The organism is Glutamicibacter sp. BW77, assembly GCF_002332285.1.
GTDB lineage: Bacteria > Actinomycetota > Actinomycetes > Actinomycetales > Micrococcaceae > Glutamicibacter > Glutamicibacter bergerei.
Genome location: NZ_NRGT01000031.1, coordinates 1 through 16,532, shown reverse-complemented (window position 1 = coordinate 16,532; position 16,532 = coordinate 1). Strand labels below are relative to the sequence as shown.

Sequence of the window (16,532 nt, the reverse complement as noted above, 5' to 3'; positions counted from 1 at the left end):
TCAGATAGTTTCGTGGCGAAGACGGACCGCGAACTCACGCGCTTTATTTACTGCACGTTGTCCGTCGGCTTCAGCGCTCACGCGAATTACCAGGTCCTCTGGCTGCGCGGTTCCGCTCAGTCCATGGTCCGCGTCACATTGCGGATCTGCACAAGAGGCAGGTTCCAAATCAATGCGACGAGTGCCATTCCAAGACATTCCAAACGTCAATTCTCGCACTTCATCACCGGTGCGGTAGTGCTGTGGCTGGTGATACACATAGTTGGTAGCCACTGACGCAATTCGGTGCAATGCGATCATTTCGGTCGAAACCTGAGCCATGACGTCTTTACCGTGATCATCAAGTTGCTGATCATCAACGTGGATGATGTAAAGAACTTTTTCACTGAGCACCATCACCGTAATATGGCGATGCACTTCGTTGTGATCAAAGTGTGTCTCAAGATGAACATAGTGGTCAAGTACCGGTTGGGACATCATCGCTTCAGCTAAGACATCCTGCACCATCTGCGGGTAAAAACCTGCCCTGACCAGATCGTGCTGCAATTCAGCACCAGCGGTAGTGGAATACGTTGGTGAGTTCATAACCCAATTCTACCGAGTACTACCGACCAAATCATCCAAGCCAGCCCTCAGCTCAACTTCGCAGCGCTCGCCTGACACTGTCGGTGCGCTGTTCGGCATCACCTATTTTTATGCTGACACCCAACACACTCAATGATTCCTGGGCCACACTCACCGGAGTGAAGTTCATAATGGTGATCGAGGGATGGTGATCTTTGAGTAGCGAGACACGTGCAATGAAGTCTTTCAACGACGTCAGATCCACTGCAGGCAAGCCCTGATATCCGAAAAGGCGCACACTGCTACGCGGCCGGCGGATTAAGGTATCAAGATCCTCGATGGTCAGCGGCGCCACGGCATGAGACCAGTCATTAAGCAGATTGACGGGATCTCCACTCAGGCCAAAGGAAATCACCGGTCCAAGGAGCGGATCTTCGACCGCCTTGATCACGCACGCTTGTCCTGCCGGTGCCATAGTTTGCACTTCGAGGGAGTGAACGTTGTATTCGGCCATCAACATGCTCATATGTTCGAAGTTAGCTTCTAAACTCTGCGCGTCAGGAATATTTAGACGCACCCCTCCAAGGTCTAGGCGCTGGCGCAGATCCGGGTCATTAGCTTTGAGCGCCACTGGCCAGCCAAGTCGATTTGCCGCAGCCACAGCCTCTTGCGCGCTGTTGACTACCTTCGAGTCAAAAACCTTGATGCCATAAAACCCGAGGAGTTTGGCTGACTGTTTATGAGTAAGTTCTTGAAGTTCGGTCCCAGAAATGCCGTTGACTAACTCTTCCAAGTATTCGTGGGCGGCGGACGCATCAACGTCCGAAAATTCAGGTAAGGGTTCGTAAGGGATGTTCATCCACTGGCTGTAACCGTAGGCCTTAGCCAGAGCACCAATCGTTTCGGTCGGCGAGGTAAACACGGGAATTGAATGATGTACCCCCTCGCGGAACTTCGCATCGGTCAGTCCAGTCATCAATGCAATAACTGGTTTGTCTTGTCCGCTAAATTCGGAGAGCACTTTAATGACCGACTTGACGTCCATGCCCAGATCCGGCAAATGGGCCACCACCACGGCGTGCACCTGCGGGTCCTGAACCAGATCCCTGACCCGGGCTCGTAGTATCGCCGTGGAGCGCGATTGCCCCTGCGAATAATCAAGCTCTTCTCGTTGCGCGGTAGCGAACAAATTCCGTCCTTCGCTGACATCACAAACGACTTCAGCTAACGTCAAAGAGTTGGAGAGCACCGCAACTTGCGGTCCGGCCGGAGCAGGGAAAACGGAGAGCAACGAAGCGACGTCCATCAACTCTTCGATAGATCTGACTCGAATTACCCCGGATTGGCGGAGCATCGCGTTCAACGCCTCAGGCGGAGCTTCGCCTAAACGTACCGAATGCCCCGGTGGAAGTCGGCGCCCGAGTAGATCTGATTTCGCCACGATCACGGGCTTGCTGCGTGCCAGACGGCGAGCGATGCGCGAGAATTTACGTGGATTACCGAAAGACTCAAGATGCATGGCGAGTACCGCGGTTCGTTCGTCATCTTCAAAATACTGCATCGCATCATTGCCAGATACATCTGCGCGTAGGCCGGCCGAGATGGCGCTGCTCTGGCCCACCCCTCGTTGCATTGCCGCGCCTTGCAGGACGATGCCCATGGCAGCCGACTGGCTAAACAGGCCAACCTTGCCAGCAATTGGTAATTCCCTAGCCAGCGAGGCGTTGAGCCGGATAGCCGGGTCTGTGTTCAGCACGCCCAATGAGGCAGGACCGACCACACGCATGCCATTGGCGCGGGCCAGAGCCACAAGTTCGCGTTGCGCCAGGAGTCCCTCCACCGATTCGTAGCCGGCAGTCATAATAATCAGGCTTTTAACTCCGTGGGCGCCGCACTCCGTAATGGTTTCCAGTACACGTTCGCGAGGCACACAAATAATAGCCAGATCTACCGGGCCGGGCACCTCGGTAATTTTTCCGTAGCTGGTCAAGCCGCCCACTTCGAAGGCCTGCTCATTTACCGCATAGACGGTTCCAGAGAAACGGCCTTCGACCAGTCGATCAAGCACATCGTGCCCAATACTCCCCCAAGACCGGCTAGCACCAATGACAGCGACCGCAGTGGGTGCCAGAATCGCTGCCACACTACTTGCTTCGGCACGGTGTTCGCGGGCTTCGGTCACTTCACGAGATTTATCGGTGGGGTTGATGGGGAATTCAAGCATGATTACGCCATCTTCAAAGTGCCGTGCCACGGCGTAACCTGCATCTGAGAAAACAGTGAGCATCTTTCGATTTTCCGGCAAAATCTCAGCTGTAAATTTCTCTATGCCGTTTTCACGCCCTGCTGCCGCAAGGTGTTCGAGCAGGATGGATCCAATACCAGTGCCTTGATATTCGTCAGAAACGTTAAACGCCACTTCGGCTTCGGCGGGATCATCCAAACGGTCATAACGGCCAACCCCGATGATTTTTGAACCGCGAACCACGGTAAACGCCACCCGGTTGTGATGATCTACATTGGTGAAGCGGTCGAGTTCTTTAGGAGTCAGCGATGACTTGTACGTAAAATAGCGTAGGTAAACCGAAGTTTCAGATTGCTGTTTATGCATTTCTTGCAAGGCTTGAGCATCTTTGGGCGTAATTGGCCTTAGATGCGCGGTCGTGCCATCGCGAAGAACAACATCTGCTTCCCAGTGGGCTGGATATGCCGCTGAAAGTTTACGATCCACCATAAGCTTAGAATAGTCGCGCTTTCGTGTTTGCGCCCAGACGCAACACGAAAGTAGAACATTTTAGGCCGTGAAGCAGCAGATGAAGGGCGTAGACAGAGTAATGGCTCGCAAAAAAACCCCTGAGATCCCAGAGGATTTCGTCGAGAACATCGTCGATATTGATGTCACCAGCGAAATGGAATCCTCCTTCTTGGAGTACGCCTACTCGGTGATCTACTCACGCGCGCTCCCTGATGCCCGAGATGGTTTGAAGCCGGTGCAACGACGGATACTTTTCCAAATGTCTCAAATGGGTTTGCGCCCAGAAAAAGGCCATGTAAAGTCCGCTCGCGTGGTCGGTGAAGTGATGGGTAAACTACACCCACACGGCGACACTGCGATCTATGATGCCATGGTCCGACTGTCCCAAGACTTTTCACTGCGTTTGCCACTGATTGACGGCCACGGAAATTTCGGCTCCCTTGATGATGGCCCGGCAGCGGCACGTTATACCGAGGCCCGACTGGCTGCTTCCGCGGTAGCCATGACCGCCAACCTCGACGAAGACGTGGTGAACTTCGTCCCGAACTATGACAATCAGTTCATGCAGCCCGAGGTGCTTCCCGCCGCATTCCCGAACCTTTTGGTCAACGGCACTACCGGTATCGCGGTGGGCATGGCCACAAATATGGCACCGCATAATCTGGGTGAAGTGATTGCGGCAACTCAGCATTTGATCGAAAATCCGGATGCTACGGTCGAAGAACTCATGAAAATCGTTCCAGGCCCGGATCTGCCCTCCGGCGGAACGATCGTGGGGCTCGACGGGGTGAAGGATGCCTACCGTACCGGCCGTGGCGCGTTCCGTACCCGTGCCACCGTTGCCTTGGAACAGATTTCCGCACGCAAGTCAGCATTGGTCTTCACCGAACTGCCGTACACGGTGGGCCCGGAGAAGGTCATTGAAAAGATCAAAGACGGCGTTAACAACAAGAAAATTGTCGGCGTCTCCGACGTCGTTGACCTCACCGATCGTCATCACGGACTAAAACTCGTTATTGAGTTGAAGAACGGTTTTAATCCGAACGCCGTGTTGGCGGCTTTGTACAAATACACGCCACTGGAAGACTCCTTCGGCATCAACAATGTGACGTTGGTTGAGGGGCAGCCACGCACCTTGGGTCTGCGCGAATTGTTGAGCGTATATGTAGATCACCGCATCGACGTGGTGCGCCGACGTACCGCGCACCGCCTGGCTAAACGCGAAGATCGTTTGCACCTGGTTGAAGGTTTGCTGGTTGCGATTGTCGATATTGATGACGTGATCGCGATTATCCGTTCCTCAGAGCAGACCGCCGAAGCCCGTGAACGACTGATGACAGTCTTTGATCTAAGCGAGCCCCAAGCAAGCCACATCCTTGAACTGCGTCTGCGTCAACTAACTAAATACTCACGCATCGAGCTGGAGGCCGAAGCCGAACAGCTACGCGCCGAAATCGAAGAATTACGTAAAATTCTGGGCGACGACAAGATCCTGCGAGCGCTTGTCTCCGAGGAACTCGGCCAGATAGCAGAGACCTTCGGCACTCCACGACGTACCAAGCTGAACAAGTCCTCCGCCTTGGAACCATTGAAGGGCACCGCCCTTCCAGAGGCGGTAGGCACCGGGAAAACAGCGAAGCTCGCTTTGGAAGTCTCAGATTCTCCTTGCTTCGTTTTGCTCTCGGCTACCGGGCAAATCGCCCGCACCCATGACCGAGCACCCCTTGACTTTGCCTCCGCCCGAATCAAACATGACGTACTTTCATCACAAGTGCCTTCCACCGCACGCGGTGAAATTGGTGCGTTGACGACTCATGGGCGAATGATTCGAATCTCCTTGATCGATGTCCCCGTGCTGCCCGAAACTCATGGATTCCCGCAGCTGGCAAATGGTGTGCCGGTTGATGAGTTCCTCAAACTCGAAAAGCCTGAACGAGTGGTGGCGTTGCTGCCATTGAATCAAGTCTTCGCCTTGGGCACTAAGAACGGTGTGGTCAAGCGAGTTACTCCGGATTATCCGCTGAACCGCGATGAATTTGAGGTCATCACGTTGAAGGAGGGCGATTCGGTCGTTGCTGCAGCACCAGCCGGTGACAATGATGAGCTGGTTTTTGTCACCCGGCAGGCACAACTTCTACGTTTTGCTGCCAGTGCAGTTCGCCCGCAGGGACGCACCGCGTCGGGTATGGCGGGCATCAAACTCTCCGCAGAGGATCAGGTCATTCACTTCGGTGTGGTGGGCGAGGCAAATGATGACGCCGTGGTGGCCACCATCGCGGCCGGCTCACAAACCTTACCCGGCACTTCTGGCCAGTCGGTGAAGATCAGTCTCTTTAGCGAGTTCCCGGCCAAGGGGCGTGCTACCGCAGGCGTCAGGGCACACCGCTTCGCCAAGGGCGAGGACTACTTGGTATTGGGTTACGCCGGCCATGGTCCAGCCCGCGCAAGCTCAACCGCCGGGGTGGTTCGTGCCTTGCCCACCGAGTTCGCCAAGCGAGACGGGACCGGTGCCCCGTTGGCGCAAACGATCAACATTCTTGGTGGCACCCTTGTTGGCCAATCACCAGTCGCCGGCGCTGCGGCCCAAGGCCCGCCCGAGGAACCAACCCCACCTAGCCCTAGCGTCGCACCAGTGACTAAGCCGCGCGCAAAGCCTGAGCTGCATCCCGGTGAGGACACGTTGCCGTTCTCTGACGGCGGTGTACTGCTCTAACTCCTTGGCAATAAGTTAGTCAGCTGGTGTGAGGGTTCGGTCAAGTTGATCGAACCCTCACACATTTGTGCAAGTCTCGTGTCATGGGTGATCAGTACGACCGTCCGACCGGCGAGCGCTGCACGGAGCGTGTGGATTAGCTCTGTGCTTTCATCCACGCCGAGGTGTGCGGTGGGTTCATCGAGCAGGATCGTGTGGTGTCCCCCAATTAGAGCGCGAGCCACCGCCAGTTTGCAGCGTTGTCCTCCGGAAAGCCGGTGTCCCCCGCTACCGATGCGGGTATCTAATCCATCGGGTTCATCGGCATACCAGCGACCAAGCCCTACCTGGTGCAACACTTCGATGAGCTGTTCATCAGAGGCTGCCAGGTCGGTGGGCACCGCAAGGTTGAGGTTTCGACGCAGTGTCGAGTCAAAGAGGTGCGCCTCTTGTGGACACCAGGCAACCGAGCCAATGGAACCTTGTCGCATTGGCCGGTAGTTCCCGTGCTCGTCAATTGCCTCCAGCGTTCCGGCGCTGGCAGGTAGCGCGCCAAGCAATGCTGTCATGAGTGTTGATTTTCCCGACCCCGAGGATCCGGTCAGTGCGGTCCATTGACCGGGCCGAATCTCGGCATCCAGACCGGAGAGCACCGCGACACCCGGTACGTAGCCTAGTGCTAAATCCTTGAGCCGATACCCGTGGACGGTGAAATTTGGCTCGTCGTTGTTAGCGGCTTCGGTAAGTTGTTCGGGTTGGCCGATCCCCCTACGGGCGAGTTGCCCGGTCAGCTCGTTCAGCGCCCGACCTTGTTGAACCGCGTTCAGGGCGTTGGACGCCGGCTCGCCTAAGGAGAGAGCCAATAAGACCGCCAGGGCCGTGTACGAAGCGCTTACGTCTGAGACTAGAACTAGGACTACCGACAGCAGGACGGTTATCAATGTTGCTAGGGCCGGCGCGGTGCCCTGCCCATAGGCGTGGCGTCGAATTCGTTCGGTGTTGTGTTGCTCGGCTCCGGTGAGCTTGTGTAGCAGCCTGTCCAACGCTTCGAAGGCGCGTAGGGCTTCTTTATGTCGCAAGATCGAGAGAACCAGTTGGTTCACCTGTAAGCGATGCTGCAGTTGCATAGCCAGGTGGCGTCCCTCCACGGTTTTCACCAGCCACCGGACGGGGAAAAGCAATAGTAGCCCTGCGGTCAGGGCGAGGTATCCGAATTCTGTCTGAATGAGATACAGCACCACGGTGGCGGTAACCCAGACCAACGTTGCCTGCAGGGGTGGAAAGAGTACCCGGGCGATGCCGTCTCGTAGCTCGTCAACTTCGGCCAGCAGGTAGCGCAGAACCAGTGAGGACCGGCTCATCACTCCCCATTGCGTGGGGTTAGCGACCATGGCATTCCACAATTTTTCACGCAGAGCTCCGGCGTAGCTGAGTACTGCGTCGTGGATGGCCAGTTGTTCCAGGTATCTAAAGACCGCTCGGCCGATACCTAGAGTTCGAACCATCACGAAGGCAACGGTCAGATGCAAGATGGCAGGCTGGTAGCTGGACTCGACGATCAACCATCCGCTCAATCCGGCGAGCGCCACCGCGCAGAGTATGGCCAGCACCCCGTAGCAAAGGGCCTTGCGGGCCGAAGTGTAGCGTCCAACAACCTCGCGGCGTGGGTTCCAATCACGCGGATTGAGTGCGGCAGCTTGCAAATCATCGTCGGTCGGAGCGGCGAATTGCTGGCTAGTGATGTCCGCTGTGGAGCTAACGTCGTGCACGCTCTGCCGCGGAATGCTGTGGTCGATTAGCGGATCATGGCTGGCAATGAGTATTGCGCACCGCGCTGGTACTTCGGTAAGCAGCCGCCGCACACTGTCGGCATTGTCTTCGTCTAGATGAGCGGTGGGTTCATCTGCCAGTAAGAGATTACATTCGGGAACGCTGTGTACCCGTACTAGCGCACGCAGAACTTCTAACCTGCGTAGCTCACCGGGCGAGTACTCCCCGATGGACCGTGGCAACATCTCAAGGAGGTTTAGTTCAGTCGCCATGGATTGTACGAACGAGGTGGAGGCCTGAGGAACATCTTGTGCGAGTTGCGCGGCACCGGTCGCCTCATTGAACCGGGGATGCTGACTGATCATTGCGAGTTCTGCGCAGACGTGAATTGTGCCGCTAACCAGCTCGCTGGCAAATTCATTGTTACTGGTGTGGGTTTCGGCAATAAGTTTCAGTAGGCTCGTTTTTCCGGTACCACTGGCATTGCTCAGAATCTTTCGTTCACCGGCCTGCAAGGTGAGATTGAAATCCTGATAAATATAGTTTGTGTGCTGATATTGCAGGCTCAGGTTTTCAATTTCTAGGACATGCCCAGCGGGGGCCGTGCAGACTGCTTTTTGTAGCTGCTTTTTGGGTGTCGCTTGGATCTGTTTTTCGTACCGGGCAAAGGCTGCTAACCCATCGTCTGCCGCATGGTAGGCCGAACCCACCTCGCGAAGCGCAACGAACAGTTCCGGAGCAAGAATCAAGATAGTCAGTCCGGCGGCCAAATCCATATTCCCGCCGACCAGTCGCACGCCGATTACTACCGCGAGTACTGCGACGGACAACGTAGAAATCAACTCGAGCCAGAAGCTGGACATGAATACTGTTTTCAGGTTGGCCATGGTCGCCACCCGGTAGCGTTCGCTGACCTGCCTGATGGCGTGCCCCTGCGATTGTGCTCGGCCTAGTCCTAACAACGCGGGTAGCCCTTGGGCAAGTTCGAAGAGCTGATTAGCCAGCGCATCAAGTTTGTTTTGGGACTGTGCAATGGTGTCTTGTGTGTGCATCCCAATGAGCGCCATGAATATCGGTATCAGGGGAATCGTCAACAGCAAGATCAGCGCGCTGAGCCAGTCAATGCTCAGAATATATATGCCTAAGAGCAACGGGATTAGCGCGGCGCCAATGAGCGCTGGGATGAATTTGGTGAAGTAGTCGTCGAGCTTTTCCACACCGTGGCTGGCAAGTGTGGCAGTCTGCGCCACCGTCTGGTCATGGCTCGGATGTCCAACGATTCCGGGACGGGCCGCCACGGTGGCGACAAGATTAGAACGCATCTTTTCTTTAGCGCCGGCTCCTACACGTCGAGCCCCAGCATTCAGTGCCCAGACCCCGACCGTACGAAGCACTGCCCCGCCCAAGGCCATCCACAGTAACGTCGGTGAGTATTCTTGACCCACCGACATCTGTGCAATCCATGTAGCTAGCGCATAGGCTACAAGAATTAACCCGATGGATTTGAGAGCCGAAAAAAGCGCCAGGAAAGCGATTTGTTGGCGTTTGAGAAGAGCACGTGGCAAAAAGCGTGGCGCAGACATCTGTTATACCTTTCAGACTGGCTAGAACTACTTCACGGCTGAGGTCACGAGATGGTCTTCGGGAATATGCTTCTCACCGATGCGCTTACGAAAGACCCAGTAGCTCCATGACTGGTATGCAAGGACCAGCGGCACGCCGAATGCAGCGACGATGCTCATCAGTTTCAGCGTGTATGGGGAACTCGACGCGTTATATATGGTCAGATCAAATGTCGAGTTGATGGTTGAAGGGAGCACTACAGGGAAGGCCGCAACGAAGATCGCAGCGACAGCTCCGACGAGCATGATGCCCAAGGCAATAAATGAGCGGCCCTCGTGGCCTGCACGGGCGCTAAACCAAGCGAAGAACGCAGCAACCACTGCCAAGACGAGCAGCGTCCAGGCGGCAAGCGATGTACCTGCCAGCACCACGACTGCAGACCACAGCAACAATGGCACAACACACCATGGCATCCATCGAATAAACCGCTGACCCGAGCTCACACGTATCGGACCTTCGGTTTTTAATCGTAGGAAAGCCACGGAGTGTATCCAGCTAAATGCCACGACCGCGACACCACCGAGCACGGCATGCCAAGTGAACCACGCGAATGGGCCACCTACCCGGTCACCGTTTTCGTTTAGAGGCAGCCCTAAGGTGGTCAAGGCAAGCATCGCGCCCACCCCGAACGCGGCGATCAGCGATCCCCAGCCCAAAGCCAAATCCCAGAGCCCACGTGTTGTAGCATTTTGTGCCTTGCCACGGTATTCGATGGCTACCGCACGGAAGATTAGTGCCACCAACACCAAAGTTAGTGGAATGTACAGAGCGGAGAACAGTGAGGCGTACCAGTAGGGGAAGGCTGCGAAGGTGGCACCACCTGCAGTCAGCAACCAGACTTCATTTCCGTCCCAGACTGGACCGATGGTGTTGAGCAGTACACGTTTGTGTTTCTCTCCGCCCCGTCCCAGCCCGATTTGCATGCCGATACCCAGGTCGAAGCCCTCGAGAAAGAGATAACCGGTCCATAGTAGTGCGATGAGAATAAACCAGAGAGTTGGAAGCCAATCCATTACTTTCCGCCTGTCTAATATGCGAAGGCGAGCACGTCGCCGTCGTCGCTGGGGTCCTTGCCCGAGGTTTGCTCGGGTTCTAGTAGTTCGGGCATGGCAGATCCGGTTCCACCGCGGATATAACGGGTAAGTAGCACCAGCTCAACAACAAGGAGCACCCCATATACCAAGGTCAAGGTGATCAGGGAGAAGAGCATCTCCCCGGCGCTCACCGTTGGTGAAACCGATGCCGCGGTATACATGAATACTTGGTCCACTCCACCCATTTGCGGGTTCGGGGCCACGGTAAATGGCTGTCGCCCCATTTCGGTGAAAATCCAGCCTGCGGAGTTCGCTCCAAATGGTGCGGCAATGCCAAGAAGTACCAGACGCGATAGCCACTTACTTTGTGGAACGGTACCTTTTCGGGTGATCCACAATGCGAGCGCAGCAGCCACTGCGGACAACCCGCCGAGGGTTATCATCAGACGGAATCCCCAGTAGGTAACCTCCATAACCGGCAGGTAGCTGATTTCTTCTCCCGCGTATTGTCCGAATGCTGGGTCATCTGGGTAATGACTGCCATATTTTTCCTGATACTCGGGAATGAGTGTGTTCACGCCTTTGACCGGCGTCTCAAAGTCGCCATTGGCTAAGAAGGACAGCAGGCCAGGTAATTCAAAAACTGCCACGACGTCGTCACAGGTGGTGGCCCCTTCGGTATCCAGCTTCCCCAAGGTCAGGACCGAGAATCCGGTGCCGTCGTGACAGGCTGCTTCGGCGGCAGCCATTTTCATTGGTTGCTGTTCAAACATCAGTTTGGCCTGCTCATGGCCAGACAATGCGACACCGAAGAACGAGATTGTGGCGATGACCGCGCCAATACGCAACGAGGTAAGCCAGACCTTATGGTCGGTACGGTCGCGCACTCGGCCCTTAGACAGATCTTCGCCGACCACTACACGCCCATTCGCGTCGATCGTGTCGATACCTTCTTTACGGCGTCGGTATAGATGGAACCAGGAAATCCCGAGGAGAAACCCTCCGGCGACGGCAAAGGCACCGAAGATTGTATGCGGGAAGGTGACCAGTGCGGTGTTGTTCGTAAATACGGCCCAGGCATCCGTCATCACCGCACGACCATTGATCAGTTCGGTGCCTACTGGGTGCTGCATCCACGAATTGGCAACCAAAATGAAGTATGCCGAGAGGATAGCTGCCAGCGACGCGCACCAGATGGTGGCCAAATGGATGCGTCGAGGTAGCTTTTTCCACCCGAAGATCCATAGGCCAAGGAAAGTGGATTCGACGAAGAACGCTAGTAGTGCCTCCATTGCCAAGGGTGCTCCGAAGACATCACCGACGTATCGGCTATATTCGCTCCACGCCATGCCAAATTGGAATTCTTGGACAATACCGGTGGCCACTCCCATAATGAAGTTGATGAGGAACAGCTTGCCCCAGAACTTGGTCATTCTTAGCCACTGTTCGTTGCCTGTTCGATGCCAAACGGTTTGCATCACTGCTACGGTCAGTCCCAGCCCAATGGTTAGTGGCACCATCAAGAAGTGGTAAACGGTGGTGATCCCAAATTGCCACCGAGCAATCTCTAGTACATCCATGGATTCCTCATTTGTCACGAGTTCGCAGCACATCTATTTCTGCGTTGCGTAGAAAAGTTCTTACGGTCACCATAGACCAATTTCGACAGCTTGTAGAAATCGGCTCGGTTCGGCTTATTCACCATCAGTCGCCACACTAAAAAATCTAGATTCCCAGCATTGACACAGGCTGCAGTTTCTGAAATAAAAAAACCCAAGTCAGCACAATGCGGCTCTTACTTCTGAGTGACTAAATGCGGTTACTGACAAACCCGCAAATCACCCGATACTTTTACGTCATGTAGAAATATCGGCCGAACGCCTATACAATGAAATATCCAAGCAGATTGTTTTCACTCCTTATAACGTGCGACAACACTGCATCAGCACTAAAGCAAGTGAGGTAAGACCTGGTGGCCAGCCTTGGCGATCTGGAACGCTCCGTCATGGACCTACTGTGGGATTCCGCAGAACCGCTTACCGCTAATGATCTTCGTGATGCCCTGGCTGCATGCGGTACTGATGCGAAAGAACTCGCAGTAACCACGGTATTAACCGTGTTGGCGCGACTGGAGAAGAAGGGACTCGTAGCGCGGGAACGCTCTACTCGTCCGCATCGTTATACCGCGTCCTCTTCCCGTGAGGACCATACTGTGGGACTGCTAAATGATGCTTTGGGCACCGCCCAAGATCGCGAAGCCGTCCTTGCCCGATTTATCGGAGGAATCTCGGCTGAAGAAGCAGTGTCCCTACGTGCTATCTTGGATTCTGTAAAGACTGTCTAAGTAACACGAATTTCGGGGACTGGGTGCTTCTCACCTCATATTTCCTAGCGGCGTTGGCTATCGTCTTGGCGTGGCCGACGCCGTTGGCTTTGTCGAAAGCAAAATGGACGGCACGCGCTCCTGTCGCTGCTGTCCTGCTGTGGCAAGCTATCGCCTTGGGCGGCGGCTTATCCATGATTGGGTCAATGCTGGTTTGGGGACTAACCCCCTTAGGCAATGACCTCATTTCCGCTCTCCATGCCGGTTGGCTTTTGGTCACCGGGGATCCTAGCGTGAACTCCCCCGGGGTGATCCACCTGTTTGCGCTCAGCACTGCGTTCTTGTTTGCGTTCCACCTAGTGTTGACCCTAGTGCGGGCTTCATGGCGCACCACAAGACAACGAGCCAAACACCGCCAGCTGTTACGGCTACTGAGCAACCCTTCACAGACACGACCTAACACACTGGTCCTCGACCATGATTTGCCCGTGGCTTATTGTGTACCTGGGTTTAATGGATCCGTTACGGTGCTATCGCGAGGGCTACTAACCCAGCTTTCCGCCGAAGAGCAGCGTGGTGTCATTGCCCACGAGAGTTCACACCTAGATCAACGTCATGATTTTCTCATCTTGGCGTTCACCGCGTGGCATGAGGCGTTACCGTGGTTGCCGACTTCTCGCTTGTCCCTGGAAGCAGTGCGCCAGTTAATTGAAATGCTCGCTGATGATAAAGCACTAGAGGTCGTTACCCGTCCGGTACTTCTTAGAGCTATCGTCGGGGTAGCCTCCTCTATTACACCAGCGAAGACCAGTCAGGACGACGCTAAGGGATTAGCAGGTGAAATTGTAGGCATGCCGGGTGGAGAGGTCACGTCACGTCGTTTGCAGCGTCTGCTGTCTCCAGTGGCACCGTTGAGTGGGTTCCAAAACTTCGTGGTTCTCTCATGTACTGTCCTGTTGCTGGTGTGCCCGACGATTCTTCTTATCGCCCCGCGTCTGCTCTCCTGGTAATCCGCGTTACGAAGCGTTCGGCGACCTAAACATCGTTAAAATTTATAGCCCTGCCATTGATCGTTTGAGTCGATCAATGGCAGGGCTATAGCTCTCAGCACAAAGTCTGGTTAGACGTCGATACGGTCTCTTTCAAGATTCTCAGCGCCCGCGATAATGAAATTCTTTCGTGGCGCGACGTCTGAACCCATTAGCAGGTCGAAGACTTCCTCTGCCGCCTGGGCATGTTCGATCCCCACACGGCGGAGCATACGATGGCGTGGGTCCATTGTTGTTTCTGCCAACTGATCTGCGTCCATCTCGCCCAATCCCTTGTACCGCTGAATTGGCTCTTTATACTTCTTCCCCTCGGTTTCCAGCTTCGACAGCAGACGCGTCATCTCGGCCTCCGAGTAGGTGTAAACAACCTCGTTGGCCTTAGAGCCGGCGTTGATTACTTCGATCCTGTGCAGTGGAGGCACAGCAGCGTATACCCGTCCATGCTCAATCATGGGACGCATATATCGATAGAACAGCGTCAAGAGTAACGTTCGAATATGCGCGCCGTCCACGTCAGCATCTGTCATCAGGATGATCTTGCCGTATCGCGCTTGTTCAATATCGAAGCTACGACCTGATCCTGCGCCGATGACCTGAATCATTGCCGCACACTCTACGTTAGAGAGCATGTCCGATATGGAGGCTTTCTGCACATTGAGAATCTTGCCTCGGATAGGAAGTAGGGCTTGGAATTCACTAGAACGCGCTACACGTGCGGTACCCAACGCGCTATCGCCCTCAACGATAAATAATTCCGAGCGTCCAACTTCTTTGCTACGACAATCAAGTAGCTTAGTAGGAAGCGAAGAGGACTCGAGCGCAGTTTTACGCCGCTGGGTCTCCTTATGCATTCGGGCTGAAATACGAGACTTCATCTCGTTGACAACCTTTTCAAGCAACGTGGCCGCCTCGGCCTTTTCACCGCGTTTAGTCGATGAAAGACGTTCATTGAGCGCCTTTTCGACAACCTTGGTCACGATCTGGCGTACTTGCGACGTGCCAAGGATTTCCTTGGTCTGCCCCTCAAATTGTGGTTCAGCAAGGCGCACGGTTAATACCGCTGTCAGGCCGGCCATGATGTCGTCTTTTTCGATTTTGTCTTTTTGCCCGAACTTGAGCTTGCGAGCATTGGACTCGATGTTCTTACGGAATGATTTCAGTAATGCCTGTTCAAACCCTGCAATGTGCGTTCCACCCTTGGGAGTGGCAATGATATTTACAAAGCTACGCATCGAGGTGTCATAGCCGATCCCCCAGCGCAACGCTACGTCAACTTCGCAAACTCGCTGGACGTCTTGCATATGGCTGCGGCCATTTTCATCGATTACTGGAACCTTCTCATGGAAGGAGCCACTGCCATGCACGCGCCAGACATCGGTGACTGCAGAATCACTGCTTAGGTATTCAACGAATTCACTGATTCCACCGTCATGTTGAAATACCTCTTCGTAGGGGCCTTCGGCGCCTTCTGTTCCGGGCAGGCCACGATCATCACGCAACGTAATACGTAGGCCAGGAACCAGGAATGAGGTTTGACGCGCACGGTTCTGAAGTTCCTCGTAGGAAAACTTTGCGTCAGGGGTGAAGATGTGGTCATCCGCCCAATAACGAATTCGAGTACCAGTAACCCCCCGCTTTGCTTTACCGATGACTTCCGGAGTAGTTGCTTTTTCGTGGGCGGTAAATGGCGCGTCCGGCTTTGGCTTGCCACGGTCGCTAAACTTTCCTGGTTCACCACGGCGGAACTGCAAAGAATAGGTTTTTCCGCCACGATCCACTTCAACGTCCAAACGCGCTGACAGAGCATTTACCACGGAGGCTCCCACGCCGTGCAGACCGCCAGAAGCGCTGTAGGAACCGCCACCAAATTTGCCACCTGCGTGCAACTTAGTGAATACAACTTCCAAGCCGCTTAGCCCTGTCTTAGGCTCCACGTCCACGGGAATGCCACGACCATCGTCATGTACTTCGACGGATCCATCTGAATGCAGGATGACGTTTATGGCCTGGCCGAAGCCACCGAGCGCTTCATCAACCGAGTTATCAATAATCTCCCAAAGGCAGTGCATAAGACCGCGGGAATCGGTAGAACCGATATACATGCCGGGTCGCTTGCGTACCGCTTCGAGACCCTCGAGAACGGAGAGATGACGGGCGTTGTAATTATCGGTTGAGGCCACGGGGCTGCAATCTCCTACTGACGCGGGAAAATAATGAACTAGTACCATTCTACTCGTTTATGTGTTCGAACTTGGTGCTACTGCATCTCGCCGGTAATTCGCCAAAAATTCAACCAAACTTATCCACACTCGCTACGCGGTGAGCGAAAGGGAGACGTTTTAGGCATAAAGTCAGGGTCATAGCTGGTTGTATAGAGTGAACATCGATTTAAGGAGGCTGGCAATGACTACTACTACCACTAGTCGTGAACTAAACGCCCTGGACCGGTGCGACCGATGCGGCGCACAGGCCTACGTCCGGGCAGTGCTGGCTTCTACCAGCGGAGAATTACTCTTCTGTGCTCACCATGCACGCTCCGTAGAATCCAAGCTACGCCCTATCACTTCAGTCTGGCAGGACGAGTCCGCACGACTGTACGAAAAGTCAAAGGTCGACATAAACGACTAACTGATCGGGTACTCATCCGATGAGCAGAAGGGTGATCCAGCCACGCGCTGGGTCACCCTTTATTGCTTTAATGATGTTTTCTATCGGGACATCG

10 protein-coding genes are annotated in these 16,532 nt (G+C 54.7%); 4 read left to right on the top strand and 6 right to left on the bottom strand.

All coding sequences use genetic code 11. The annotated features are described in order from the left end of the window. Together CIK74_RS02880 and CIK74_RS02875 are read right to left on the bottom strand one after the other, a co-directional pair. Nucleotides 1-585, bottom strand: a complete 585-nt coding sequence (locus CIK74_RS02880; protein ID WP_096254273.1) for a DUF5998 family protein — start codon at nucleotides 583-585, stop codon at nucleotides 1-3. Between the two features lie 52 nt (nucleotides 586-637). Continuing rightward, a complete protein-coding gene (locus CIK74_RS02875) occupies nucleotides 638-3,298 on the bottom strand; it encodes a GNAT family N-acetyltransferase (protein ID WP_096254272.1) in 2,661 nt (886 codons plus the stop codon). Between the two features lie 100 nt (nucleotides 3,299-3,398). On the opposite strand from CIK74_RS02875, the gene CIK74_RS02870 reads away from it, so the two are divergent. Beyond that, nucleotides 3,399-6,032, top strand: coding sequence for a DNA topoisomerase IV subunit A (locus CIK74_RS02870; RefSeq protein ID WP_096254271.1), 2,634 nt, complete (start codon nucleotides 3,399-3,401; stop codon nucleotides 6,030-6,032). Here CIK74_RS02870 and cydC read toward each other — a convergent pair. From cydC to CIK74_RS02855, 3 genes are read right to left on the bottom strand one after another with little or no spacing between them, the layout of a single operon-like run. Beyond that, nucleotides 6,029-9,364, bottom strand: coding sequence for a thiol reductant ABC exporter subunit CydC (gene cydC, locus CIK74_RS02865; RefSeq protein ID WP_096254270.1), 3,336 nt, complete (start codon nucleotides 9,362-9,364; stop codon nucleotides 6,029-6,031). The genes CIK74_RS02870 and cydC overlap by 4 nt on opposite strands. A 27-nt stretch (nucleotides 9,365-9,391) precedes the next feature. After that, nucleotides 9,392-10,417: a cytochrome d ubiquinol oxidase subunit II gene (gene cydB / locus CIK74_RS02860; RefSeq protein WP_096254269.1), complete on the bottom strand. Its 1,026-nt coding sequence runs from the start codon at nucleotides 10,415-10,417 to the stop codon at nucleotides 9,392-9,394. Between the two features lie 14 nt (nucleotides 10,418-10,431). Further along, the gene (locus CIK74_RS02855; protein WP_096254268.1) at nucleotides 10,432-12,018 is read right to left on the bottom strand and encodes a cytochrome ubiquinol oxidase subunit I; all 1,587 of its coding nucleotides are present in this window, start codon (nucleotides 12,016-12,018) and stop codon (nucleotides 10,432-10,434) included. A gap of 392 nt (nucleotides 12,019-12,410) precedes the next feature. On the opposite strand from CIK74_RS02855, the gene CIK74_RS02850 reads away from it, so the two are divergent. Then, entirely contained in the window at nucleotides 12,411-12,782 is a 372-nt protein-coding gene (locus tag CIK74_RS02850; RefSeq protein ID WP_096254267.1) for a BlaI/MecI/CopY family transcriptional regulator, read from the top strand. Nucleotides 12,783-12,805: 23 nt separating this feature from the next. Next, nucleotides 12,806-13,771: a M56 family metallopeptidase gene (locus tag CIK74_RS02845; RefSeq protein ID WP_096254266.1), complete on the top strand. Its 966-nt coding sequence runs from the start codon at nucleotides 12,806-12,808 to the stop codon at nucleotides 13,769-13,771. Between the two features lie 110 nt (nucleotides 13,772-13,881). Here the strand turns inward: CIK74_RS02845 and CIK74_RS02840 are convergent, their stop codons facing one another. Continuing rightward, nucleotides 13,882-15,990, bottom strand: a complete 2,109-nt coding sequence (locus CIK74_RS02840; RefSeq protein WP_096254265.1) for a DNA topoisomerase IV subunit B — start codon at nucleotides 15,988-15,990, stop codon at nucleotides 13,882-13,884. Between the two features lie 223 nt (nucleotides 15,991-16,213). On the opposite strand from CIK74_RS02840, the gene CIK74_RS02835 reads away from it, so the two are divergent. Next, the gene (locus CIK74_RS02835; protein ID WP_096254264.1) at nucleotides 16,214-16,438 is read left to right on the top strand and encodes a hypothetical protein; all 225 of its coding nucleotides are present in this window, start codon (nucleotides 16,214-16,216) and stop codon (nucleotides 16,436-16,438) included. The last annotated feature ends 94 nt before the right edge of the window (nucleotides 16,439-16,532 follow it).

Excerpts from the sequence above, each read along its gene's own strand:
- CIK74_RS02880 (WP_096254273.1), bottom strand. The coding sequence starts at position 585 with ATGAACTCACCAACGTATTCCACTACCGCTGGTGCTGAATTGCAGCAC.
- cydB (WP_096254269.1), bottom strand. The coding sequence starts at position 10,417 with ATGGATTGGCTTCCAACTCTCTGGTTTATTCTCATCGCACTACTATGG.
- CIK74_RS02855 (WP_096254268.1), bottom strand. The coding sequence starts at position 12,018 with ATGGATGTACTAGAGATTGCTCGGTGGCAATTTGGGATCACCACCGTT.
- CIK74_RS02875 (WP_096254272.1), bottom strand. The coding sequence starts at position 3,298 with ATGGTGGATCGTAAACTTTCAGCGGCATATCCAGCCCACTGGGAAGCA.
- CIK74_RS02870 (WP_096254271.1), top strand. The coding sequence starts at position 3,399 with ATGGCTCGCAAAAAAACCCCTGAGATCCCAGAGGATTTCGTCGAGAAC.
- CIK74_RS02835 (WP_096254264.1), top strand. The coding sequence starts at position 16,214 with ATGACTACTACTACCACTAGTCGTGAACTAAACGCCCTGGACCGGTGC.
- cydC (WP_096254270.1), bottom strand. The coding sequence starts at position 9,364 with ATGTCTGCGCCACGCTTTTTGCCACGTGCTCTTCTCAAACGCCAACAA.